The organism is Nocardiopsis sediminis (assembly GCF_042650565.1).
GTDB lineage: Bacteria > Actinomycetota > Actinomycetes > Streptosporangiales > Streptosporangiaceae > Nocardiopsis_B > Nocardiopsis_B sediminis.
In genome coordinates this window covers 119,702-144,077 of sequence record NZ_JBHSBH010000004.1, presented here as the reverse complement: position 1 = coordinate 144,077, position 24,376 = coordinate 119,702, and the positions used below count along the sequence as shown (strand labels likewise).

Below are 24,376 nucleotides of genomic sequence, written 5' to 3'. Positions count from 1 at the left end.
TCGGGGACAGCGGCATGGCGGGCCGACCGCGCCCCTCCGGGGAGCGGTCGGCCGGCGCATCGCGAGCGCCGCCACGAGGGCCGGGTCCACCGTGTCGGCACACCGGGCGGGGCCGGCGCCCACGCCTTACCCGCCCCGCCCCGCCCCGTCAGTAGATCACCCAGCCGCGGGCGACCTGCGCGTGCTCGTTGGCGAAGGCCTCCCGCCACTCACCGGCCTCGGCGGCCAGCTCCGGCCGGGCGTGCTCGCGGGCGTCGGACTCCGCCGATTCCAGGTGGGCGAACACCGCCTCGTTTTCGGCGCCGACCGCCCACAGGATCCGGGCCATCAGGATCTCGGTGCCGATGCGCCCGGAATGGTTCTCCCGCTCCCCGTAGGCGGCGCGCGCCTGCTCGGCGTGCTCGCGGGCGGCCTTCATCTGCTTGCGCGCCCACTCGGTCGAGGCCGACCGCACGCCGGGCGGACGCGGGCCGCGGCCGGTGCCGTCCCGGCCCTCGGGTCCGCCGGGGATCACGGCGGTGAACAGCTCCTCGGCGGCGATGTGGTGGGCCCGGGCCGCCCACCGCTTGTCCCCCGGCTCGCCTGGGCGGTCGCCGGTGACGTGCAGCCGGGCGAACCCCTCGGCGGCCTGGCGCAGCTGCTCGCGCCCTTCGGCGAGGTCGCGCGCCCGGACCAGGGTCCGGCCCAGGGTGAGCTGGGCGCGCCGCATCCCCCACTCGTCGCCCATGCGCTCCATCAGCCCGATCGCCTGGCGCAGCAGGGCGGTGCGCCCCTGCACCGACCACGCGCGGCGGCGCGCCCGGGCGCGGCGCCGGCCGCCTCCGGCCGCGCGGGTGAACTCCTCGTGCGCGCCGGCCGCGTACTCGCCGAGGTGGTCGGCCGCGGAGCGCTCCAGGCGCTCGCGGTGGCTCCGGCGCAGCGCCATGTGCTCGCTCAGGCCGCCCGGCGGTGTCCCGGCGCGCTCGCGCTCGCGCAGGTCGTGGGCGTACTCGCGCTCCACCCGGTCGCGCAGCTCGGCCTGGCGGCGGCCGTTGAAGACCAGGTCGCACGCCTGGTAGTGGCGTTCGAGGGCGTCGCCGTCGAGTTCGCCCATGACCCGCAGGCACTGGGCGACGTACCAGTGCCTGCCCTCGCCGGCGAAGCGGTCCCGCATCTCCCGCAGCATGTACCAGGCGCGCAGTTCGCGGCCGCCGGCGGCGAGGACCTCGGCGAGCAGGATCCGCGACAGGTCGCGCTGGGTGGTGTCGCCCTCGGCGCTGAAGGAGGCCGCGGCCCGTTCCAGGAGGTCGCGGGCGACGTCGAGGCGGCCGAGGTCGAAGTGGACTTCGGCCAGGTTGTAGAGGGTGCGCGCGTGCCACCAGGGCTCGCCGTGCTCGGCGAAGGCGCTCTCCGCCCGGCGCAGCTCCGCCATCGCCCCGTCAAGGTCGCCCCAGCGCTGGCGGCTGACGGCGCGCGCCCTGCGGGCGCGTGCGGTCCACCGGGCGTCGGCGCCCAGTTCCTCGAAGACGTAGGCGGCCCGCTGGGCGTAGGTGTCGCCGGGGACGTAGCCGCCGCGGCTCGCGCACAGCTCGGCGGCGTCGAGCAGCGCCATGCCCAGCGCGAGCAGGTCCTTCTGCTCCAGGGCGATCGCGAGCTGGGCGTCGACGGCCTGATCCCACTCGTCCCAATGGGTGCGCACGACCAGGCAGATCGCCGCCACCGCGCGGGACAGCCGCCAGGCGGTCCCGGCGTGGCCGTCGGCGGCGGCCATCCAGATGCAGCCGAGCACCACCTCGCTCTCGCGGTCCAGCCACTCCTGCGGGCGCTCGGGGGGCTCCAGCCCGAGGAGCGCGTCGATGCGCGGCCCGCGCGGCGGGGCGGCAAGAGCGGGCTGGGGGAAGCCGTCGTCGGCGGGGTGGATGCCCTCGGCGACCCGCTCCACCATCCAGGTGTAGGCGTCCACGAGGCGCTTGCGCGCTGCGTGGGTGGCCTCCTCGCCCCATGCCCGGCCCTCCTCCTCGGGGACGGCGAAGTCGGCGGGGCGCAGCACGCGCAGCGTGTCCCCGACGAGTTCGTGCAGGCGGAAGCGGAGGACGCCGTCGTCGGCCCGGCCCACGGGCTCGATGAGGAACAGCGACTGGAGCTCCTCGATGACCCTGCGCGCCACCGCCCGGTCGACGCCGAGGAGCGCGGCGGCGGCGTAGTCGGCGATCTCCCCCATCCCGGTCGCCGCCATGCGCCGCAGCAGCAGCCGCGCGGTGGGGCCGCTCATCTGGAAGACGACGGTGAACGACGCGGGGAACCCGCGCGGGCCGAGCAGCGGGGTCTCGTCCTCGTGTCGGAGCGCCTCGAGCAGGCCCCCGGTGTCGGGGCCGGACGAGGAGGCGAGGCGCTTGCCGCACATGGCCACGGCCAGCGGGAGCCCGTGGCAGTGCTCGACGATCTCGCGGCGCAGGTCGCGCTCCCGCTCCGGGTCGCCGACGGCCGGGCCCACCGGCGCGAGGTGCTCCAGCAGCTCGATGCCCTCGTCACCGGTCAGGCCGTCGATCGTGACGGACTCGAACTCGAACGACGCGTCCTGGAACGCTCGGCGGCTGGTGACCAGGACGGCGCTCATCGCGCTGTTGGGGCACAGCGCCTCGACCTGCCGCGGGTCCTCGGCGTTCTCCAGCACGAGCAGGATGCGCTTGCCCGCGGTCAGCGTCCGCCAGGCGTCCTGGAGCTGGCGGCGCGGGCCGCGCGGGGTGTCGCCCACCGCGTCCAAGGCCTCCTCCAGCAGGTTGGTCGGCGAGCGCGGGACGACGGGGCCCAGGCGCGGCGCGTCTGCCGCCGCCGCGTCCGCGGCCGGCTCGCCCGCAGCGGGGCGGCGTCGGCCCCCGAGGGGCAGCCAGCGCATCCGCCGGCCGTCGTCGGGCCGGTCCGCTCCGGCGGCCGCGGGGGCATCGCCGCCCTCGTCGGCGCCGAGCGTGCGGCTCAGGTCCATCCACCGGACACCGTCAGGGAACCGGTCGCCGACCTGCCGGGCGACCCGGTTGGCGAGCTGGCTCTTACCGGTGGCGGGCAGCCCCGTCACGACGATCACCAGCGGCGGCGCGTGGTCGCCGGGGTGGCCGCGCAGGAACGACGGCCTCAGCACGCCGCGCCAGCCCTCCTGCGGGAACCGGCGGAACAGGGCGTGCATGCGCTCCTGCTCGGCCGCGTACCCGACGAAGTGCGCGACCGGCTGGAGCAGGTTGTTGCCCAGCCCTTCGCGCCACACCGGGCGGGCCGGGTCCACAGCGCGGCGGCCCAGCGGGGAGTCGGGCCCGAGGTAGAGGGCGGCGACGGCCTGGCCCAGGGCGCCGGCCAGGCTGCACGCCCACACCACCCAGCGCGGCAGGTCCTCGAACATGTCGGGGGTGTTCTCCAGCCAGATGCCGGCCGCGAGGAACACCACCGCACCGAACCCCAGCGCAGACCTGGCCCAGCGCGCCCGCGGCGAGGGGCGCTCGCGGCCATCCCCGTCCCACGATCCCTGGTCGGTCACCGTGCGCCCCCGCCCGTTGCGGGGCGGGCGGGGAAGCACGCGGACCGCGGGGCGGCGCGGTGCTGGGTCCTGGGGCGTAAGGGATGGGGGTGTGCGCCGTCGGCGCCCACGCGGCGTTTACCGGTCACGCTCGCCTCCTCGCTCGGCTCCAACGGCCCCGCGAGATGGGCCTTCGGCCGGGGGCGGCGCCGCCTCCGCTCGCTCGTCGGCTCGCCGTTCCGAGGTCTGCCGCACCATCCGGTCGCCCACTCCCACTGTGTCGCGAACGCGGTCCCGGCCGGGGGACGGGACCGCGTTCGTCGTCGTTGTCGCACTTTGGTCCATTGCGCCCCATGTTTCGGAAACGGACGGCCCGTGTCCAGCCGGAGATCACTCCGACGGGCGGCAACGGTCCCTTACCGCAGTTTGATGCCACAAAGGGTGATGTGGTTCACAATTCACACAGTTGGGGAGGACCCCGGCGAGGGACGGCCCTGACCTCGTCCGGGGCACGGCGGAGACCGGACTCAGCCCACTTCGATCGCGATCTTGCCGCGGGTGTGGCCCTCGGCGTTCAGCCGCATGGCGTCGGCGGCGCGCTCCAGCGGAAACACCTTCTCGACGTCCACGGTCACCTTGCCGGCCTCGACCAGGTCGACCAACGCGGACAGGTCGGCGCCGTCGGGCCGGACGAATACGTAGACGCCGCCCGCCTGGGCCACGGAGGCATCGACGATCGAGGCGATGCGGTGCGGCGCCACCCCCAGCTCCGCCGTCGCCGCCGCGGAGTCGTCCCCGACCAGGTCGAGGGAGGCGGTCACGGTGCCGATCGCACGCACCCGGTCGGCCAGGCCTTCGCCGTAGGCGACCGGCTCGGCCCCCAGCGAGCGCAGGTAGCCGTGGTTGCGCTCGGAGGCGGTGCCGATCACGCGCGCGCCCTGCGCGCGGGCGATCTGCACCGCGAGGGCGCCGACGCCGCCCGCCGCCGCGTGGATGAGCACGGTGTCGCCGTCGCCGACCTTCAGCCCGTGCACGAGCGCCTGGTAGGCGGTGAGCCCGGCCAGCGGCAGGCCGGCCGCCTGCGCCCAGCTCAGGTTGTGCGGCTTGCGGGCGAGAGTGCGAACGGGCGCGGCCACCTTCTCCGCGAAGGTGCCGTTGCGCACGGCGTCCTGGCGGACGTAGCCGATCACCTCGTCGCCGACGGAGAACTCGGGCGCGGCGAACCCGGGGGCCTCCACGCGTCCCGCCACGTCCCAGCCCGGGATCACGGGGAAGAACACGTCGAAGACCCCGTCGAGGTAGCCCTCGCGCATCTTCCAGTCCACGGGGTTGACCGCCGCCGCCTTGACCGACACCAGCACCGAGTCGGGGCCGACCTTGGGATCGGGGACCTCGGCGACCTCCAGGACCTCGGGTCCGCCATAGCTCCGGTACACGACCGCCTTCACAGATGCTCACCTTCTCCTCATTGGACGACGTCCGGCCCGCCGCCGCATCGGTGGCAGGGCCGGAGGGGACGCACCCCAATCGGCGCCAACACCGCGATCGGCGACCGTCTTCCCCGCACTACCCTCCCGCCCCACCCGCCGCACGCCGGCGCGGACGGCGACCTGGTACCCCCGGAAGGGGGGTGGCGGAAATTGGCCGCATCCGGCCGTTGTGTCGGCACCATCGGCTACAACAAAAGGGAATGGCAGAGATCATGCGGGCTGTGACCACGCGGACGCGCGGCTGAGACGAGGAGGCCCATGCCCCACCTGGCCATCGACGCGACCTGTCTGCCCCAGTACGACAAACTGGACCGGCCGACCCGCGAGCGGCTGATCGCCGTCACCCGCAAGTTCCGCGAGCTGCCGCTGCACGCCCTCATCTCCCACCCCGACCTGCGCATCCGGCCACTGACCGCCGGCCAGGACCCGCGGATCCGCACCTTCCGCATCAGCGACACCTGGACCGGCGTGATGCTCGCTCCGGAGTCGGGCGAGACCTTCCTGCTGGTGCACCTGCTGCCGCGTGATTCCGCCGAGGAGTGGGCCGGTGACCAGCGGCACGACGTCAACACCGTCATGGGGACACTGGAGCGGCGCGACGCCACGGCCCTGGAACGGGCCGGCACGTCCCGCCGCCCGCCCGGACACGACGACGCGCCGCGCCCGCCGGCCGCAGCCGATGCGGGCACAGCGGGCGGGGCGGGCGGCGGCACGCCCACACCCACGCCCGCTGCGGCGCCCACGCCCCCGGCCACCCCGGCCACCCCGGCGGCGAGCACAACGGCAGAGGACAGGGAGCCGGATCCAGCAGGCCTGCTCTCCCACGTCAGCGACCGCGACCTCGCGCGGCTCGGCGTCGACCCTGAGATCCGCGACTTCTGCCGCTCGCTGAGCGGCATCAAGGAGCTCCGCGACTGGCGGCCCGCTCTGCCCCAGGACCAGTACGAGGTCGTCAGCGCGCTCGCCGAGGGCCACTCGGTGGCACGCGTCCTCGACGAGGTCGTGGCGCCGCGCCGCCCCGTGGTCGGGGCGGTGGCCACCGACGACTACGACACCGCGATCCGGCACACCCGCGAGCGCGTCATCGTCGTCGACGACGACCAGGAGATCGAGGACGTCCTCGCCGGGGAGTTCAACGCCTGGCGCATCTACCTGCACCCCAAGCAGCGCGACCTCGCCTACCGCGCGCGGTTCAACGGACCGGCGAAAGTGTCGGGCGGGCCGGGCACGGGCAAGACCGTCGTGGCGCTGCACCGCGTGAAGTACCTCGCCGAGCACCTTCCACTCGACGGCCGCGTGCTGCTCACCAGCTTCACCAACGCGCTGGTGGAATCCCTCAAGCGCAACCTCGCGCTGCTGCTCCCGCCGGAGCTGGTCGCCGACGTCGACGTCGTCACCACGGACAAGCTCGCGCTCGATGTCGTCAAGGAGGAACACCCCGATGTGCGGCTGCGCACCGACACCCGGGGCGTCTTCGCCAACATCACGCAGCAGCACCGGCTGCCGTTCCCCGTGGACTTCCTGTTCTTCGAGTACCGGCACGTGATCACGGCGCAGGGCATCACCACCCTCGACGGCTACCTCGACCCCGACGCCCGCCGCGGGCGCACGCTGCCGCTGAGCGTCACGCAGCGCCGCCAGGTCTGGGAGGCCGTCAGCGAGGCCCGTGCCAAGATGCACAACAGCCGCCGGCTCCCGATCGAGGACCTGCACGCCGAAGCCGCCCGCATCCTCGACTCCCGCCCTGCCAAGCCCTACACCAACCTCGTCGTCGACGAGGCCCAGGACCTGCACCCGGCCCAGTGGCGCACGCTGCGCGCGGCCGTCTCCCGCGGCCACAACGACATGTTCATCGCGGGCGACAACCGGCAGCGGATCTACGACAACACCGTCTCCTTCCGGCGGCTGGGCATCGCCGTGGTCGGCCGCTCCTACCCGCTGCGCGTCAACTACCGCACCACCGAGGAGATCCTCACCTGGGCCGACGGCATCATGCGCGGCCGCCCGGTGACCGAGCTCGGCGATTCCGCCCCCGAGCCCGCGGGCGCCACGAGCTGCGTGCTCAGCGGCCCGCCGCCCGAGCTGCACGGCGCCGCCGACGAGCCCGCCGAACTCGACGCGCTCGCCGAACGGGTCCGGCGCTGGCTGGCCGACGGCATCGCACCGGGCGACATCTGCGTCACCGCCCGCACCAACCGGCTCCGCGACTCCGTGACCGCCCACCTGCGCGCACGGTCGCTGCCGGCGTCACTGTTCAACCCCGGCAAGCACACGGTGACCGACGCCGCCGGCACCGTCCGCGTGACCACCATGCACGGCGTCAAGGGCTTGGAATTCCGCGCGGTCGCGGTAACAGGCGCCACCGCGACCGCCCTCCCGCAAATGGACCACGTCACAAGTGCCGACCTGGACGAAAACCAACACCAGGCCGACCTCGACGCCCAACGCTCCCTCCTCTACGTCGCCTGCACCCGTGCCCGGGAGCACCTCTACCTCTCCTGGCACGGCAGCCCCAGCCCGTTCCTGCCCCTCTGACCCGCAAAAGGGAAATCGCAGGAAACGGCCAACCCCTGCCGGAAATCCCCGGCCCCACCGGACCATTTCCGGTATGTCCACGAAGACCAGGAAAACCCCCGCCCGACACTACTGGGGCTACCTGCCATTCGGGGGGTCGCTGTTCGGCTGGCTCGAACCGGCGATCGAACCCGTCGCAGTGATCGCCTTGTCGGCCCTTTCCGCCTTCTACTTCCTCTTGCAGGTGCCCGTCCCCTGCGGCGCGCCCAACCGGACGCCGGGAGAGTTCTGCCGCAACAATGCGCCGGGGATCCTCCGCGGCTGCCACCTCCAGGACCACAAGTGGCGCCGGGCCGCCCTGCTGATCGACCGCGAGCGGCGCGCCGAACTCGGGCTCTCGTTCACCCGCACGTGGCCGGTGGCGATCCCTGTGCTCGCCGAGATCGCATCCATCGCCTCGGGCGTCGCGGCGACCGCGGTCCACATCATTTCCCAGGCGCAGTGACGTGGCTGAGCCAACGACCGACGACGGCCGAAAGTCGCGTGAAAGCCTGGTATGCGGGAATTCACGCGGTGGCCGTTCCCGAATGAGAGGTGCGAAGGTGGAGCAGGCGAAAAGGGATACGGGCAACGACACCGGATCTTTCGGCACGGAACTGCGCCGGTTGCGCGACGCCGCAGGGCTGTCCCTCCAACGGCTGGCCGAGGCCACATTCTTCAGCAAGAGCCACCTCAGCAAGGTGGAGAACGGACGCAAGGCGCCCTCCATCGACCTCGCCCGCGCCTGCGACGCCGCCCTGGGCGCGGGAGGGCGGCTGGCCGGCCTCGTCGAAGCGCCGGGACGGCGCGGAGCGGTCCCGTCCACCCGGCCCGCCGACCGGGAGGGGGCCCGCCGGCCCGTCGAACCGCACGGCTTCCCGGCGGGGGCGCGGCTCGGCGCCTTCAGCATCGGATCCGACGCGCTGCTCGGGCTGAGCGCGAGCGGCCGGGAGCGTGAGCCGGCCCTCCTGTCGGAGCGCGTCCTCACGTCGTTCCGCCTCCTCTTCGACCAGCTGCGCGTCCTCGGCCAGCAGACCAGCCCGGCGGTCGTCCTGCCGACCGTCCTCGCCCAGACCCAGGCGCTGCAACAGCTCGCGAAGGGAGCAGGCCCGGAGCTCGGCCCGCCCGCCCTCATGCTCGCCTCCCGGTACGCCGAATATGGCGGCTGGATGGCCCAGGAGGCGGGCGAGGACCGCACCGCGCTGTGGTGGACCGACCGGGCCCTGGAGATGGCCACGGCCGCCGGCGACGGGCAGCTCCACGCCCACGCCCTGGTCCGGCGCGCCTGCATCGCCATGTACGCCCACGACGGGCTCCAGACGATCGAACTGGCACAGCGCGCCCAGGCCACCGCCACCGCGTCGCCCCGGATCCGCGCCATGGCCGCCGAACGCGAGGCCCAGGGGCACGCCCTGGTCGGCGACTACGACACCTGCCGCCGCGCCCTGGACAAGGCGGCGGCCCTGGCCGCAGCCGACACCGGCGACTCCCCCGACACCCCGGTGCTGGGCTCGTCCACGGTGATCGACCGGCACTCCGTGGTCACCGGCTGGTGCCTCTACGACGTCGGCCGCCCCGCCGAGGCCGCCGCGGTCCTCACCCCGGCCGTCCACAAGATCCCGCGCAACGCGGTCCGCGCCCGGACCCGATTCGGAATGCGCCTGGCCTTGGCCCACGCCGGCAGCAACAACATCGACCGCGCCTGCGACCTGGCCCACGACCTCCTCGACGGCGCAGAGGCCATCGACTCCGCCACCGTCGCCCACGACGTCCGCCAACTCTCCCGCACCCTCGCCCGATGGCACACCGACCCGGCGGTACGCGGCCTGACCCCACGCCTGGCCCGGGCGTTGAACCGATCGCCGCTGTGACCTGACGGTCCCCGGCCGACTGACAACGCCCGCAGGGGCGCGACGGAACGACGTCGCGCCCCTCCGGGGCAACCCCGTGGATTCAGAAGGGGGGCTTGTCATCCGGGAAGCCGTCGTCGCCTTCGCGCGGAGGATCCGCTCGGCCTTCCTCGTCCCCTCCCTCCTGCTCATCCATAGGGACATCGGTCAAGCCCTCCGGCGTACCGGCTCCCTCGGCATAGGGATCGAACAACTGGGGGGCGTCGTACTTCTTTCGCAGCTCCGCCGCCGTATCGGACTGCTCATGCTGGTCGAGAACGAGCGCGAGACGGTCGGGCATCGAATCCCGCAGCCCCGGACCGCCTCGCTCCACACTCAGATCGATGAGCGCCCCGGCATGGTCGACCGGTTCCCATGCCGAGGGAGCGGCAGGCGTTCCCACGGGTGCCTCCGCCGTGGAACCCCCGTCCTCCCACAGCGGAACCTGCGTCGCCCCCGGCGCACCGGCACGCGGAACCAAGGCGCGGAACTCGGCCAGCGCTTCGCTGCTGTCGGCCGCGGCCGACAGCTCACCCAGGGTGTCGGTCAGCTCGACCGTCTCCCGCACCTTGGACGGGTCCCGCGAGAACCACCACGAGACCGCGCTGGCCTGGGAAGACAAGACGTCGTTCCCGTAGTACTCCCGCTGGTCGCGCTCATGCGCGCGCTGGTGCTCCCAGACGTCCTTGTCCTTGCGGATATCGGCGAGCGAACGCAGCCGCTGCGCGTCCTCCTTGGGAAGCGTCAGAGACACGTCCTCTGCCCACACCTCGAACCGGTTGCGCCCGTCCGGGACGACCTCACCCAGCACAGCGGCCAGACGGGGCCGTGCCGCCCCGTAGAGCTCGGGCGAAAGCCCGGCGGCGATCTTTGCAGCCCGATCGAGCACGAGCTCATCGGCCAGGGCCTCGGGGTTCCGGTGCTCGCCCACAACCGCCGATGGCCGCCGTTCCCGGCGGCAGACCGTCGCCGAGAACACGAAGGCGTAGTCGCTCTGGGCGCTCGGCAGGCGAATCTCGCCGGTCGCGTGCCGGTAGACGGGGTCGGGCTCCGGTAGAGGAACCTCGTCCAAGCCCGAGCTGTCGATGTAGCTGACCCCGGCACGCGGGTCCGGCTCGGTGAAGACGCCGGTTGCTACGGTGGCCAGGCCGAGCACGATCAGCGCCAACGGCGCCCATAGCACCGTCCACCAGCCGAGGAAGAACGACATCACCAGGGGGACGAGCACCGCAGCGATCGCGAACGCCACCCCGACCTTTCCCTTCGCACTCATCAACTCGCCCTCTCCTCCACGCCGTCGTCCCATCCCTGCGCGCGGTCGATGCGCCTGATCAGCGTCAGCGCCGCCCGCGCCTTCGCGCCCCGTTCACCCACTTCGTCCGGGTTGAGCGCCCACCGGCGCGCAGCACCGTAGACGGAACTGAGACGGCGCGCCCCTCCCCCGGCCTCCACCAAGAGGCCGAGCAAGGCCCCCGCCCCGCCCGTCTCCATCTCCGTCTGGAGCGCACGACCGACGTGCCGACGCATCTCGTTGTCGTCGTGCAGGGCGTCGGCGAGCGCCGTCACCAGGTTGGCGCGCACGAACACCGGAATCGCCTGCTGCCGACCTCGCCGGGACGCCGTCAGCCGCTCCGGCTCGGTCAGCCACCACAGCAGCTCCCGATCAGCGCCCCACACGTCCTTATCGGCGCCGGCGCGCTCGGCAAGGCGCTTGATCATGAGTCGGTACATGTCCGGCCTGGCCGACATCAGCTCGTGCAGCGCCTCCATGGCCGAGCCACGAACCGCGGGACCGCCGCGCCGGGCGAGGTAGTGCAGGCGCACCAGGGCCTCGTCGGGCTGCCGGTCGGCGATGACATCGACACACACCGCGACGAGGACCTGACCGAGCTCTGCCGGGAGTGGTTTCTCTTTCGCCCAGTGATAGACCTCGCGGCGCGCCGCCCGGCCCGCTTCCGGGGTGGCGAGAACCCTGCCCAGCGCCAGGGCTGCTTGCAGTGCGAGGGAGCGCCCTTGAGAGGGATCAGAAGCCCACTGGCGCACGAGGCCGAAGAGGCTTTCGAGGCGGCTCAGCCGAACGCACTGATCGGCAAAGTGCCCGGCCACCGCGTCCCGATCCGCGGGCGCCATCCGCGGGCTGCGCACGCACCGGTCCACCCACGCAACGAACTCCTGGGAGAGGTCGGGATGGCCGTCCCAGAAGCAGTCGCGAACGGCGGCCGCGTACCCCAGCTTGGCGAACCTGACGGTCCGGTCCGATGAAATGGACACCCCCAACCGGTCGAGTTGGCTGGGGAAAACCGTCCGTTCGAGCGGCGGAACGGTGAGCGTGGACGTCGCGAGGACGGTCATCAGCTCTTTCGCGGCGGTGAAGACCGCGTCGACGTTGCGGCCGTCGAGCAGCGCTGCGGCGAGCAGAACGGCACGTTGCCAGCTGTCGGAGAGGCCGTTGACCGCCCTGATGACCTCGGCACCCCGGTCGGCCAGAGCAGCATGGGCTTCGGTGAGGCAGGATTCGGCACTCGTGTCCGGGGATGCGAGACGGGCATCACGCGCCAGGCGGGCAAGGTGGGCGATCTCGCCGAGCCGAGCCGTGGCCGCCCATTTGGCGGCCTCGTGCGTGTTCAACCGGGCAGCGTCGATTCCGACGCCATGGACCCTCAAGTGCTTTTCCAGGACCGCGACACCGTTCGGCGACCTCCACGACACGAGGAGATCGCCGAACTCGTCTCGAACCTCGTCTTCCTGGCCCTGGTCGATCACCACGACGAAGTAGCCGTCCTTGGTCTGCACTTCGTGCCGGAACGTCTCAAGGAAGGGCCGGATGCGGGAGAGGAGGTCCTGATCCGCCGTCAGGTCCAGAAGGAGCCGCTGCCCCTGTTCAATGGAGTCCGGTTGGAGGGCTTTTCCGGCCGGTTCATCGGCCTTGACCTGCTCATCCGGCAATTCCCGAACAACAACACCCTGCTCCGGCCGCCCGCTTTTGATGAGACCCAGCAGAGCCATCGCCGCGGTGCGACGCCCGCTTCCGGGGCGCCCTGAGAGGATGACCGTCCGGCTGTCTCCGGACAGCAAGGACTGTGCGTGATGATAATCCGGGCCGGGAACGAAGGTCTCCTCGTTACGGCTCCGCTGCTCTGCGGTCACCACCCGAGCGCGCCTGCGTAGCCTCCCGTCACCGACTTCGGCATAGGCACCGAACAGGTCGGCGCCATAAAGGAAGACCTGGTTACCGCTACCTGTATGTGTGTGGCCGCGCATCGCCCCAACGGACGTGGCGTTCGTCGCGGCGGGGCTCCGGGGAACCGCGTCATCTCCGATCGGGGACGTGCTCACCGCGCACCGTCCTCGTGCGGTTCAGAGTTCCGGCGCGTGCGGTCCTGCTGCGCCCCCAGGTTGATGCCGCCCTGGTTCTCCCCCTTGAAGTTCACACCGCCCTGGACCTGGTCGCCCTGCACCAGGTCCCCCTGCACCTGGGTGCCGCCGGTCACCTGGCTCCCGCTCCCGGTGTGCAGGAACCCGCTCATGCTGTCGATGACGGTGCCGTGGTTGATCCCGATGTCACCGATCCCGCCCGAGCGCCGGTCGGTCACGTCGCCCGCCTGCCGGGCGAGTCCGCGCACGTCGCCGACCGTGTTCCGGGCCGTGCCACCGCCCGAAGGGTGGCCAGGCCCGCCGGGCGGACGGGCCCCGGAACCGGCTCCGCCTTCCTCGTCTCTCCGGTCGACCAACCGCGGGACCGCATCAGCGACCGTCCGCACGATCTGCTCGATGTCGGCGTCGGCGTTCCGGTGGCTGAGACGCCGGTACTGGCACTTCGCCAGCGGCGCCAGGTCGTCGGGGAGTTCCTCCTCCGGGAGGCGCTGCCGATTGTTGACCAGCACCGGGATCACCCGCGCGCCATACGCGAACGCCTCGGCGATCTCCCGCCGCGTCCAGTCACCCGGGTCGTCCAGCGCTCGTCCGCCGCTCCGGCCGGTGGCGTCGGACCAGCCAGGGCCGATGATGGCCAAGAGCAGGTCGCAGCGGCGGACCGCACGCAGCAGCTCCCGCTCGTAATCGTCCCCCGGCTTGATCGATTTGCTCGCCCTGAAAATCTCGTCCGAACCGAACCGGCGCGAGAGTTCCCGTTCGATGAGGGTGGCACTGGCCTCCTCATCTCCGGTCCGATAGTTGATGAACACACGGGACACAGCAGTTCTCCTTCTCCTCGTCTTCGCACGTGACGGCGCCCGTTCTCGGCCCGGTGACAGTGTGCGCGACCTCAACGAAGAGGTTCCGGGTCCTTTCCGGAGCCAATCGTGATCTCTTTGGACGGCCCGAATACCGGCGCATACGCCTTCGATGACGGAAGATCGATCTCCCAGCGGAAGTGATCGACCTGGAAGCCATCGGGATCGGACTCACACACCATCCCGCCACAGGCTCTCAGAATCCGGACAAGCGCGGGCGCGTTTCCCAAACCCTCCTCAGAGGACAACGGGAAACACCGGCCAAACAGCTCTCCACACCCCAAACCGCTCCCTATATTCACGGTTCGGGTGGCACGAAACGGTCCCGGATGCCCCTACCCTTCCCCATATCCGCCGGAGCACCCCTTCGCTCGGCATTGCGTTCCCACCGTCACCTTGATGCACGCTGCCTCAATTCGAGAAACAAGAGCCTCACATCCACCAAATCAGACATAAGCCCAATAAGAATGCGAGAGAGTGATGAATTCGAACGTTCCACCGTCACCCCCACCTCCTCAGGCGGGGGCCGGCGACGACGAGGTGACGCCCCTCCTCTGCGCAGCGGCCTTCGCCCGGCCCGACCGGGTCGCCGCGGGTGCGAAATGGTCGTCCGGCCAGTTGGCCAACGCCGCCGAAAAGCTCGGCGACGTTCTGCGCCGCCGGTATCGCCTCTTCGCCGCACTCCGCCCGAAGCCGGAGCGACTGGACACCCCGTCCGAGAGTGAGCGGACACGCGACCCCGAAGTCGTACTCGGCGACGCCTATGCCCGCTGGGTCCTGAGCCGCATCGCTGCGAGCAACCGGCCGGTGCCTGTCATCGGCTTCGACCAGGACGAGGTGGTCGCGGCCTGCCGCCATGGGATGCGCCTCGGACGCCAGCGCCGCCTGCTCGTCGCCAGCGTGCTGACCGCGTGCCTCGCCGGACCGATCAGCGGAACCGTCCCCGCCCTCGTGGCCGCGGTGAGCCTGCCCGTCCTGCTGTGGGCGGTCTTCCTGTCCGATCGGATCCGGGCGCAGTACGCCCTGCACACGGCCGTCCAGCGCCACGGCCGACAACGTACGACGGCGCGGTTCGCGCAGCTCCTGGACAGGGGTGTGTCGGCACTCCCCTACACCCGGGAGAAGGAGGGCAAGTACGGGATCGAGAAGGAACACCGCTTCATCGGTGCCGGCCTGGAGGTGTGGCACCCCACGACCCTCTCCGTGGACGTCACCAAAGGACGCCGCACCTCCGCGAGCGACGGAACCGACGGAGGCGACCCGGCCGACACGCTCGCCTCATTCCTGCGCCACATGAACGGGCCGACGGAGCTGGAACCCAAGGGGTTCAGCCGCACCGAGCTCTACGAGCACGTATCCCGAGACCTCGGGCGCAGTGAGGCATCCGAGGACAACCCGGACGACCACCGCCCCGTCGACGTGATCGGCATCTGGGGCACCCCCGACCACCGGTGGGACAAGATCGGCGACGAGATGTGGGAACACCTGCCGCCGGTCACCGAGGGACTGCCGCCTGGTGACACAGCCCCCGATTCACGGCTGGCACGCCCCTACCTCTGGGCGCGCATAACCGGGTGGTCGGGAGCGCTCACTGTCTCGGCCCTCGTCAGGTTCGACCGACGCGACGAGTACCTGCGCGTCGTCATCGTCTCCCAAGTGATGGCGCCCCTCGTCGACCGCGTCACCGGCCTCCACTCACCCCACCCCGCTCGGGTGACGTGGCTGGCAGGCGCCGCGGTGCAAGCCGTGGGGGACATCGTCGAGCTGGTCGGCCATCCGGTCCGGCACCGGCCCGCGGCCGTTCCGGAGCTCGATCCCGGAGACGGCCCGGTGAGCCTGCGCGAGGCGTACAGCAAGCGCCGAGTGCCGGACATGCACATGGACGGCGATTCCAGATTCCAGGCCGACGTCCTACACCGAAGGGTGCTGGATTCGGTGGAGCGATTCCTCGTGGCGCACGACATCGACGTCGCTCGCTACCGCGAAGATTCCTCGAAGGCAATGGTCAACTTCGGGGTCATCGGCGAGAACATCAACGGCAATGTGCAGAACAACCCCATGGGCGTGGGCAACATCCAGCAAGGAGAAGCGGCATGAACCACAGGAAAGAGGAGCGCCGTCCCGGCCGCAAGAGCGGCATCGGCATCAACTACGGGGTGACGGCCGGGAGCATCACCGGCCCCGTCCAGAACAATCCGTTCGCGCACGGCGGCGTCCAGATCAACCACGCCGCTCACGCCCCGGTCCAGGAACCCGATAGGGCGGCGCTCATACGGTCGGCGCTGATAGGCGCCGACACCGTGCGCCACCAGCTGATCCCGCTCGCCGAAGCGGGCGATCGCGACGCCCTCCTCGCCATCAACGATCTCGCGCAGGTCACCGCCCGCCTCACCCCGTCAGCCGCGCTCGCGCCGGTGGCCGGCGACGCGGTCGACGGAGCGGCTCTGGGCGCGGACTTCGCCCGCTTCACCAACCGCTGCGCGGTCCTGTCGGAGCAGCCCGCCGGCCTCCCCGCTCTCCGATCGGCCGTCTCCCCGCTCACGGCCGACTGAGAAACACACTGGGCAGCGCACTCCGCCGCGGGGAAGGGCGGCATGGTCATCCATCGGCCCTTCCCCGCGCATCGGCGGGAAACCGGTCGGCGCGCGCCTACCCAGGATCCAACCGAAACGCCATGCGAACGAATATTCGACTAAGGCCATTCCCGACGCCGACCGGGGGTTCACTCGATAAGCATGGAAACGCCATGCGAATCGATTTGCATTTGCCGGAACCGGCCATTCCGGACCCTCAGGTCACGGACGCCACAGGTGATCAGTAAAGTGATCGGAACGTCAACGTGCCGCCACGTTTCGCCACCACGCCCTCGATATCCGTATCCCCCGACGCTGGAGCGCGAGTGTTCGACCCGGACAGCATCCCCGATGTCCAGCGGCTCATCCGGGAGGCCACCTCCAGCGATTCCCGGCTGCTCGGCCATGTCATGGCCGACATCGACGCCATCAAGCCCGAGGTGCGGGTCATCCAACCTCGGCAGAGCAGCGCGGTGTCGCTGGTCGCCTCCGACGGCGGGAACAACCAGCTGCGCTTCAACCCCTTCACCATGCAGGTGGTCCGGGTGGTCGACAGCCACGGGGTGGAGCTGTTCCTGGACGTCGTCTCTCCCACCACCGACACCGTCGAGCTGGGCGAACGCCACCTCTCCGACCCCGACAGCGTGCTCGGGATCCTCATGCGCGACCTCGGGGTGTCCTCGCTGGCGGAGCTGAGCCCGATGATCAGGTCCGAGAGGCAGTGGTCCGGATGGCCCGAGGTCTTCCGCGACCTGTGCGAGTGGGCGGTCCTGTACTGGCTGGTCTGCTACAGCAACTGGGCGAGCTCGACGCTCATCGTCCGCGACGGCCTGCTGCGGTCGCGAGTCTTCGCCGACGACCTCTTCCACGCCATGTACACCCGCATGCGGGACGCCATCGACCGCACGCGGCGGAAGTGGAAGCGCGATGTCTTCATCGTCGGCATCGCAAAGCGCTCGGAGGTGGTGGAGCGCTACCGGATGGCGATGTCCCTGGCGAACCTGTTCCCGACCGGCCACCCCTACTTCGCGGCCATCCCCTACGACCTCCAGCGCCGCGTCTACCGGCGTCCCGACTACATCCGCCCGCCCGCCGGCGCTGACCGCGAGCGCACCGGCGGCGGCCCCGTATCCGTCCCCACCCACAACATGGGGGCGATGCACCTCGTCCGGTTCGGGAGCGAGTCCGGCGACCCCGTGTGGACGGTCGACCTCCTCCACGACCAGCGCGACCGCGCCCAAGAGGTCTTCGGCACCCTGCTGTACGACGCCCAGTCGGGGTTCCCCGTGCCCTACTACCCGCTGTGCCTGCAAGAGGCCGACCAGCACGCCCAGGTGGCCGACTTCGACCTTGAAATCCTCCAGGACTCCCTGGTGGAGGCGGTGCGCGAGCAGGTCCCGCCCGACCGGCGGCACCTATTCGACGCCTTCAACAAGCTGTACGTGTCCGACGTCGCCGCCCGGAGGTACCGGTGAGCCTGTTCCGCAATGCCACCGTCGTCGGCACGTTCCTGGGGTTCTCCGAAGGCGGCATGGAGTTCCACGCCGACCTCGTCCTGCCCTACCGCAGCGACTTCCAGTCCTCCCCCATGCACGGCCAGTTCGTGCTGGTGGGGCTGGAGCACGACGCCGAAGCCGTGCTGGGTCGCGTGACCGCGCTGGCCGCGCACGGGCGGCTCGTGTCGCCCACCGGCGAGGACTACGCGATCCGGCAGCAGCGCGAGGACCGGCCGATCCCGGAGAACCTGCGCGACCAGTACCTCAAGTACCGGGTGGACATCCGCATCCTCGGCGTCCTGCGAGAGAAGAACCCCGGCGAGCCGCCGGTCTTCGTCCCCTCCCACCGGCGCCTGCCGCACGTGGGCTCCAAGGTCGCGTTCCTCTCCGACGACATGCTGCGGCACGTCTCCGGGGCCACGGCCGACCCCGGATCCACCGCGGAGCTCGGCTTCCTGGCCTTGGGCGAGTTCGTCTACGGGGCCGGCGATCCCCGCGCCAACGGGGATGCGCGGCTGGAGATCCGCAAGCCCGCGGTCATCCCCCGCTTCGACATCCGCCAGCTGGTCAGCCGACGCTCCCTCGTCTTCGCACGGGCCGGCTTCGGCAAGTCCAACCTGGTGAAGCTGTTGTTCGCCAACCTCTACGGGCGCGAGGAGGGGCCCGCGGTCGAGAAGCGCGGCGGTCGGCGGGTGCCCGTGGGAACCGTCGTCTTCGACCCCGACGGCGAGTACTTCTGGCCCGACGACAAGGGCCGCCCGGGCTTGTGCGACGTCCCGGAGCTGGCCGATCGCGTGGTGGTGTTCACCGACAAGGAGGCGCCCAGCGACTTCTACGCCTCCTTCACCGCCGTCAACACGGTCAAACTCGACATTCGCGAGCTGCCGCCGAGCCGCGTCGTGTCCATGGTGATCCCGCCGGAACGCCAGGACCAGCAGAACGTGGTCAAACTGCGCCAACTCAAGCGCGACGACAACTGGCGCCGCCTCGTCGACGCCGTGCACCGCGGCGGCAACGGCACCGACCTCGCGGTCTTCAACGACGTCCTGCGGCTGGAGGCGGGACAGGAGTACGAGGCGATCGCGGCCAGGTCGAACATGACCCGCATCGTGAGCACCCTGCACGACCCGTCGAGCCGGCTGCTCCAGGCGCTGAAGCGGGCCCTGAGCGACGGCAGGCTGTGCATCGTGGACATCTCCCGGCTGCGCGGGCCCCAAGGCCTCGCGCTGGCGGGCGTGCTGTTGGAGGAGATCTTCGAGCACAACCAGGAGCAGTTCACCCGCCGGGACTCCCGGACGATCCCCACCATCGCGGTGATCGAGGAGGCGCAGTCCATCCTGGGCTCGGCGTCCACCCAGTCCGAGGGCCCGTTCGTGTCCTGGGTCAAGGAGGGCCGCAAGTACGACCTGGGGGCGATGCTCATCACCCAGCAGCCGGGGTCGATCTCGGGCGACATCCTGTCGCAGGGCGACAACTGGTTCGTCTTCCACCTCTTGGCCGAGAAGGACCTGCGCGCCCTGCGCCAGGCCAACTCGCACTTCTCCGCGGACCTGCTGTCGTCCCTCCTCAACGAGCCCATCCCGGGCCATGGTGTCTTCTGGTCGAGCGCGGGAGAGCGCCCGTACCCGATCCCGATCCGCGCCCTCTCCTTCGAGGCCTCCCACGAGGTCGCCGACCCCGACGACCGCCGGGAACCGCTGGACAACTACGCCTCACAGCTCCGCCAAGAGCTGGAGGCCGAACTCTCCGACGCCATCGAGAGGGCCGGCGGCGCCGTCCTGACCACAGGCGAGGAAGCGGGCCAGACGGTCGACGCGGTGGAGACCCACATCAGGGCGGCCATCGAGGGCCTGCGCCAGCGGGAGGACTTCTTCCGCGACCTCAACTCCGAGCAGGGCATCACCTGGGGTGCCGCGAACCGCATCCTCTCCCAGAAGCTGCCCGTCTCCCTCACATCGGATCCGCAAGGCTGGGCGTACGAGCACGGGCTCGTGCTCCGCGCCTTGGAGACCCTCCTCGGCCCTCGAGGCAAGGCATGGTCGACCGAACGACGCCCGAGCCGCACGGACCGCACCAAGACCGTCGTCTGGATCAAATCGGTGAGGTGAAGCCGTGCCGGTGCGGGTCACGCCTTCTGGTTGCGCGCCTTCGGGAGCGGCGGGAACTTGCGTTCCGAGCAGAGGTCGGCGCTGCCGCTCCCGCTGCGGCACTGCCATCGGAGCCCATGATCCTTCTTCGGCTGGGTCAGCTTGACCACCCGCATCCGGTTTCCGCACTTTCCGCACAGCGGCGGCATGCGCAGCTGGTCCACGCGTTCGAAACGGAGGACGTGCTGTGCATAGGCGGCGCTCTCCACGATGGTCATGATCTCGCGGCGTCCGCGATCGCGCTTGTGGGACAGCACATTCATGCTCCCGATGAACGTGGTCTGCCCGTCGATCACCACGAGCTTCTGGTGCTGATCGGACATGAACACGACGCGGCCGACCCGCCGTACGAGGTCATCGTGGCAAGCGCTCATCTTGCCCGGCTTGCGTTCAAGCTCCCACTTGGGCAGGGTCACGACGCGCACGTCCACCCCGCGGCGCATCGCCTCCTCCAAGGCGGGCAGGAACTCCGCCGCACGCTCCGACACCCACGGCGCCCACACCCAGATGCTGCGCCGTGCCCGGGCGATGTGCTCCAGCAGCATGTCGGGAACACCGCCCTCGTCGTAGAGGCCGGTATAGCGGACGTACTGACTGAGCGCATCCCACAGGTCGCGGGCGGCGCCGTCGAGGGTGTCGGGTTCGGGGACGCCGATCACGTCGCGTACTCGCATGACGGTGATGTCGCCGCGGTCGATTCCGGCCCTGACCGCTGCGAGCGGGCCGTTCGTGGCCCGCTCCACCGCAGTTCCGTCGCCGACCAGGAAGAGGTGGTGGCGGGTCCGGGTGATGGCCACGTTGAACAGCTTCAGGCCGGCCAGCTTGTAGGAGTTGCTCCCCAGCTCTCCTTCTGCGACCCATCCGCCGCCGTTCTCCACCATGTCGAAGACGACCGTCTCGAACTCGCGCCCCTGGAAGCTGTGGGAGGTTCCCACCTCGATCTTGGCGCTGCCGCCGGCGTCATCGAGGATCCCCTGGGTCAGTGCGGCCTGGACCCGGTAGGGGGTGACGATGCCGACCGTGTTCGCGGTCCCCGTGCTGAGCTGTTGTTCGGCCAGAGCCCGGGACACCACGCCCCCGATGCTCCACCACTTGCCGCCCCCGCCCTCGGGATTCTTGTGCACCGCAGCCAGCGATTCGCCCAGGCCGTCGACGTCGACGAACACGATCTGGCTGGGAGCATTGCCGGGCGCGGCGCGGAGAAGCCCTCCGTACGCGGTGGCGTTGGCCAGACGGGTGAGTTCACCGCCGAACCGGTGCTGCTCGGTCAGCACCACGCACGCGGGCTCCCGATTCGCCTGTTCAGGGGTGGCGACGGAGAAGAAGGAGAAGCAGTCCCGGGGTGCCAGCCACGTTGCCACCCGGGAGTCGGAGGAACCGAACCCGCGGGACGGCGCGATCGGCGCGTTCTGCATGAAGTCCCCCAGCAGGACCGCGCCCACTGTGGCGCGCGAGACCGCGTGCACGACCTCCGGGACGCTCGACGCCGCGCACTCGTCCACGATCACGTAGTCGTAGGAACGCCCGGCGACAGCGGGCTTCATCCGCATCATCGCCAGCGTCGACGCGACGACGCCCGCCTGCCCGATGATGACCCGCTCCGCATTCCTGCCGAGCTCGGCGAGCTCGCGCTCCGCCTTCTCCCTCCTGCGTTCCAGGCCCTTGCTGTTCTTCTCCGCCTGCTCGGCCCGCTCGGCGAGCGGTTTCAGCTCGGCGAAGAGCGCGGGGAGCCCGTCGGTGTCGGCCTTGGCGACCAGTGCCCGGTCGTCCTCGGTCGCCCCCGGCCGGGCCAGCGCCCGCGCGACCTCCCCTTCGAGCCGGTCCAAGGTCCGGGCGGCGGTGTCGAACCCGCGCCGGGCGGAGCCGACCGCCTCCTCGGCGGCCTCCTTCTCCCGCCACGCGTTCACCACTGCGCTTCGCGGAGCGGTCGCATTCTCCTCCTCCAGCCGCCCGATCTCGGTCGACAGCCGGGGAATCTCACGGGCCAGGACCCCGTCCAGGTCGCCCAGTTCGCGATTGGCGCCGATCAGGAGCTGTTCGGCCCGAGCGACGGCCTCCTCTGCCGCCCGGCGCTGCGCGCCCGACCGCAGGCGGGTGATGAGGCCCGATCCCGCGATCCGCGCCGCTTCCGCCTGTGCCGCGGCCAGCCCGTGCTGGGCGTCGTGGACCCGCAGGAGCGCAGCGTCCCTGCGGGCGCGCAGATCGCTAATCTGTGTACGCAGTGCGTCGACACGATTCCAGCGTCCGGCTGCTGCCGAGAGGCTCCCCCATGCCTGCTCCGCCGCGTCCTTGCGCTCCGTTGCGCGCTGAAGTGCCTGGCGCGCGCCCTCCGCGTCGTGTGCCTGCCGGCTCTGCTGCCCCTGGAGATCGACGGCACGCGCGGAGGCGTCGATCCGGTCACGCGCGGCGAAATACGCGTTCTGATCGAAACCGCCGAGCCGGGCCTGCGCCTCCTCATACTCGGCGACCGGCAGGCGGACTCGGGCGATCTCCGCTTCCAGCGCCCGAAGTTCGTCCTCCTTGGCCTGCTGGCGCACCCGCTTGAGCGCGGTCAGGGAGACCGCCTCGTTGTCGGCGACGGCGGCGAGGTGCGGGGTCCCCACCCGGATCATGGCGCCGGGATCCGGCTTCAGCCGCCGAATGGCCCGCTCCAGCGCGTTGTCCACAGCGATGTTGGTGCCGGATACCAGCAGGACGGACTTGCCGGCGTCCTGCGCGTGCTGGATCGCGCGGGTGATGACTTCCGTCTTCCCGGTGCCGGGCGGCCCCCAGATCATGCTGAGGCCGGGAGAGGCGCACGCCGTGAACGCCTGTCGCTGTCCCTCATTGAGCCCGGTCGCCGCCCGGCCGGGTGCATTCCGCGGGGGCGGATCGGGGCGTCCCCGGCCGAAGGCCGACACCACGCCGGAGCCGTCCATCTGCTCCAACGCGTCGAGCAGGGACTTGACCAGCTGTCCTGCGGGACGCCCCTGCTTCCAGAGGTACAGCCCCTCGCCCGGGGCGTGCGGCGCTACGCGGACGAGGTAGCGGCCCTCGTCGTTAACCGCTTCACGCAGGTTGTAGCGGATCTCGTCCGATCCTTCCGCCGGCGCGAGGTAGGCGGCTTCGAGGTCGGTCTCGTCGAACTTGGTCTCGGCGGCGATGACGGCGAACCATCCGGGGTCGCGGTCCGGGGCGGGCAGCACCTGCCCCACCTTGACGTCGCCGCGGTGTTTGCGGTCGGTTCCTCCGCCCTCCGCCCGCCACCAGATGCGGACGGCCTCGGTCGCATCGGTCAGCCATTGGGGTCGTGGGGTGGGGGTACCCTGCGTATCCACTCGTCGCCTCTCCGGGACCGCGGTCGTTCCTCCCCGTGACCCTACGACGGCGCACAGACACAACGGGGCCACGCCTAACGGCCGGAGTCGGCCACCTCACCAACCGCGCGTGGAGGCCCGCCGCGTGTTCAGGGCCGTCCGCAGCATTTCTTGTACTTGCGGCCCGACGCGCACCAGCATGACGCGTTCCGCTCGGGCGGCCACACGGGGAAGTCGCCCCCGCGGGCGAACTTGGCGGACGCCGCTTCGAGCCGGACCTCCGGGGTGAGCACGTCGACCCCCTGTTCCTTGGCGTACGCCCGGACATCCGCCATGGACACCGGCACATCCCGGCCCTTCGAGAACTCCGTCTCACGCTGCATCTGCCGACGGTTCAGCTCGACCTCACGAAAGTAGCCGTCCGGCGTGATCTCCTCGCCGCCGCCGAACCCGGTGAGCAGGCCCTCGGCGTGAGCGGCCATGACGTCGGCGCGGATGAAGTGCGAGAGCAGCGGCACCCCTGCCTGTCCGGCGCCCGCTGGCGACGGCCCGGCCAAACCGAGCGCGGCGCGCGCGTCACCCTCCGGGTCCGGTACGCCCAGTGCCCCGAAGATCTCCCGGAACGGATCGTTGCGCTCGACAAGGCGATCGAGGTCGTCCGGAGCCATCCCGAGCCTCCGCCGGAGATCGGCCCGCCACTGGGCGGACATGAGGTCGGCGATGTTCTGGATGTGCTCGATGCCGGCACCACCCGGGCTCAGCGCATCCGCGAAGGCCCGGTCGGACCAGCGGAGCGCCCGCCGGGCATCCCCCCGGGATTCGAGGAGTTCCGCCACCATCGGAGCCGCGTGCGGCGCCTCGTCGTCGAGCTCCCACAACGCCGCCAGCGCCGCCTCGGCCTCGTCGTCGCGCCCGAGTTCGTACAGCATCTCGATCCGCTGCGAATGGGCGTAGCCCGCGTCCTCGGCCGGAAACCCGGCGATGATCCGATCGCACAGTTCGAGAGACTGCTCGAACGCCCCGCACTTCCCCAGCTCGCCTGCGGCGTCGACCATGATCTCGCCAGCCGACTCCGGGTACTCGCGGAGCTCACGTTCCATGGCCTTGAGGATCTTCGCGGCCTTCATCTCAGAGCCTCAAATCGTGGTCGATTGCTTCATCGGGTGGACGTCCTCGTCGAAGCCTATGAGGAGGTTCGACTCACGCACGGCCGTCC

At 71.0% G+C, this 24,376-nt stretch carries 14 protein-coding genes; 7 read left to right on the top strand and 7 right to left on the bottom strand.

Annotation, left to right across the window (positions count from 1 at the left end; genetic code table 11):
• Positions 1-148: 148 nt before the first annotated feature.
• Positions 149-3,505: an NB-ARC domain-containing protein gene (locus ACFOVU_RS04800; protein WP_378530144.1), complete on the bottom strand. Its 3,357-nt coding sequence runs from the start codon at positions 3,503-3,505 to the stop codon at positions 149-151.
• Positions 3,506-4,011: 506 nt separating this feature from the next.
• Positions 4,012-4,932, bottom strand: a complete 921-nt coding sequence (locus ACFOVU_RS04795) for an NADP-dependent oxidoreductase (RefSeq protein WP_378530142.1) — start codon at positions 4,930-4,932, stop codon at positions 4,012-4,014.
• A 300-nt stretch (positions 4,933-5,232) separates the two neighbouring features.
• On the opposite strand from ACFOVU_RS04795, the gene ACFOVU_RS04790 reads away from it, so the two are divergent.
• From ACFOVU_RS04790 to ACFOVU_RS04780, 3 genes are all read left to right on the top strand, one after another.
• Positions 5,233-7,509, top strand: coding sequence for a UvrD-helicase domain-containing protein (locus ACFOVU_RS04790; protein WP_378530140.1), 2,277 nt, complete (start codon positions 5,233-5,235; stop codon positions 7,507-7,509).
• Positions 7,510-7,582: 73 nt separating this feature from the next.
• On the top strand, positions 7,583-7,993 hold the full coding sequence (locus ACFOVU_RS04785; protein WP_378530138.1) for a hypothetical protein: 411 nt from the start codon (positions 7,583-7,585) through the stop codon (positions 7,991-7,993).
• A gap of 97 nt (positions 7,994-8,090) precedes the next feature.
• Complete coding sequence (locus ACFOVU_RS04780; RefSeq protein WP_378530136.1) at positions 8,091-9,398, top strand: helix-turn-helix domain-containing protein; 1,308 nt, start codon at positions 8,091-8,093, stop codon at positions 9,396-9,398.
• 82 nt (positions 9,399-9,480) lie between these two features.
• On the opposite strand, the gene ACFOVU_RS04775 is transcribed toward ACFOVU_RS04780, so the two are convergent.
• The 3 genes from ACFOVU_RS04775 to ACFOVU_RS04765 all read right to left on the bottom strand — a co-directional run bounded on the left by ACFOVU_RS04775 (position 9,481) and on the right by ACFOVU_RS04765 (position 13,609).
• Positions 9,481-10,689: a hypothetical protein gene (locus tag ACFOVU_RS04775; protein ID WP_378530135.1), complete on the bottom strand. Its 1,209-nt coding sequence runs from the start codon at positions 10,687-10,689 to the stop codon at positions 9,481-9,483.
• Positions 10,689-12,563, bottom strand: a complete 1,875-nt coding sequence (locus ACFOVU_RS04770) for a hypothetical protein (RefSeq protein WP_378530133.1) — start codon at positions 12,561-12,563, stop codon at positions 10,689-10,691. Before ACFOVU_RS04770 ends, ACFOVU_RS04775 begins: the two co-directional genes overlap by 1 nt.
• Before the next feature lie 185 nt (positions 12,564-12,748).
• Positions 12,749-13,609, bottom strand: a complete 861-nt coding sequence (locus ACFOVU_RS04765; protein ID WP_378530131.1) for a toll/interleukin-1 receptor domain-containing protein — start codon at positions 13,607-13,609, stop codon at positions 12,749-12,751.
• Positions 13,610-14,128: 519 nt separating this feature from the next.
• Between ACFOVU_RS04765 and ACFOVU_RS04760 the strand changes: the two genes are divergently transcribed.
• From ACFOVU_RS04760 to ACFOVU_RS04745, 4 genes are all read left to right on the top strand, one after another.
• Entirely contained in the window at positions 14,129-15,745 is a 1,617-nt protein-coding gene (locus ACFOVU_RS04760) for a hypothetical protein (RefSeq protein WP_378530130.1), read from the top strand.
• The gene (locus tag ACFOVU_RS04755; RefSeq protein WP_378530128.1) at positions 15,742-16,200 is read left to right on the top strand and encodes a hypothetical protein; all 459 of its coding nucleotides are present in this window, start codon (positions 15,742-15,744) and stop codon (positions 16,198-16,200) included. Before ACFOVU_RS04760 ends, ACFOVU_RS04755 begins: the two co-directional genes overlap by 4 nt.
• Before the next feature lie 347 nt (positions 16,201-16,547).
• Positions 16,548-17,696, top strand: a complete 1,149-nt coding sequence (locus ACFOVU_RS04750) for a hypothetical protein (RefSeq protein WP_378530126.1) — start codon at positions 16,548-16,550, stop codon at positions 17,694-17,696.
• On the top strand, positions 17,693-19,825 hold the full coding sequence (locus ACFOVU_RS04745) for an ATP-binding protein (protein WP_378530124.1): 2,133 nt from the start codon (positions 17,693-17,695) through the stop codon (positions 19,823-19,825). The genes ACFOVU_RS04750 and ACFOVU_RS04745 overlap by 4 nt, the downstream gene beginning before the upstream one ends.
• A gap of 17 nt (positions 19,826-19,842) precedes the next feature.
• Here the strand turns inward: ACFOVU_RS04745 and ACFOVU_RS04740 are convergent, their stop codons facing one another.
• Together ACFOVU_RS04740 and ACFOVU_RS04735 are read right to left on the bottom strand one after the other, a co-directional pair.
• Positions 19,843-23,181 carry an AAA domain-containing protein gene (locus ACFOVU_RS04740; protein WP_378530122.1) on the bottom strand — a complete coding sequence of 1,113 codons (3,339 nt, stop codon included), beginning with the start codon at positions 23,179-23,181 and terminating at the stop codon, positions 19,843-19,845.
• 128 nt (positions 23,182-23,309) lie between these two features.
• Complete coding sequence (locus ACFOVU_RS04735; RefSeq protein WP_378530120.1) at positions 23,310-24,287, bottom strand: SEC-C domain-containing protein; 978 nt, start codon at positions 24,285-24,287, stop codon at positions 23,310-23,312.
• Positions 24,288-24,376: the final 89 nt, after the last annotated feature.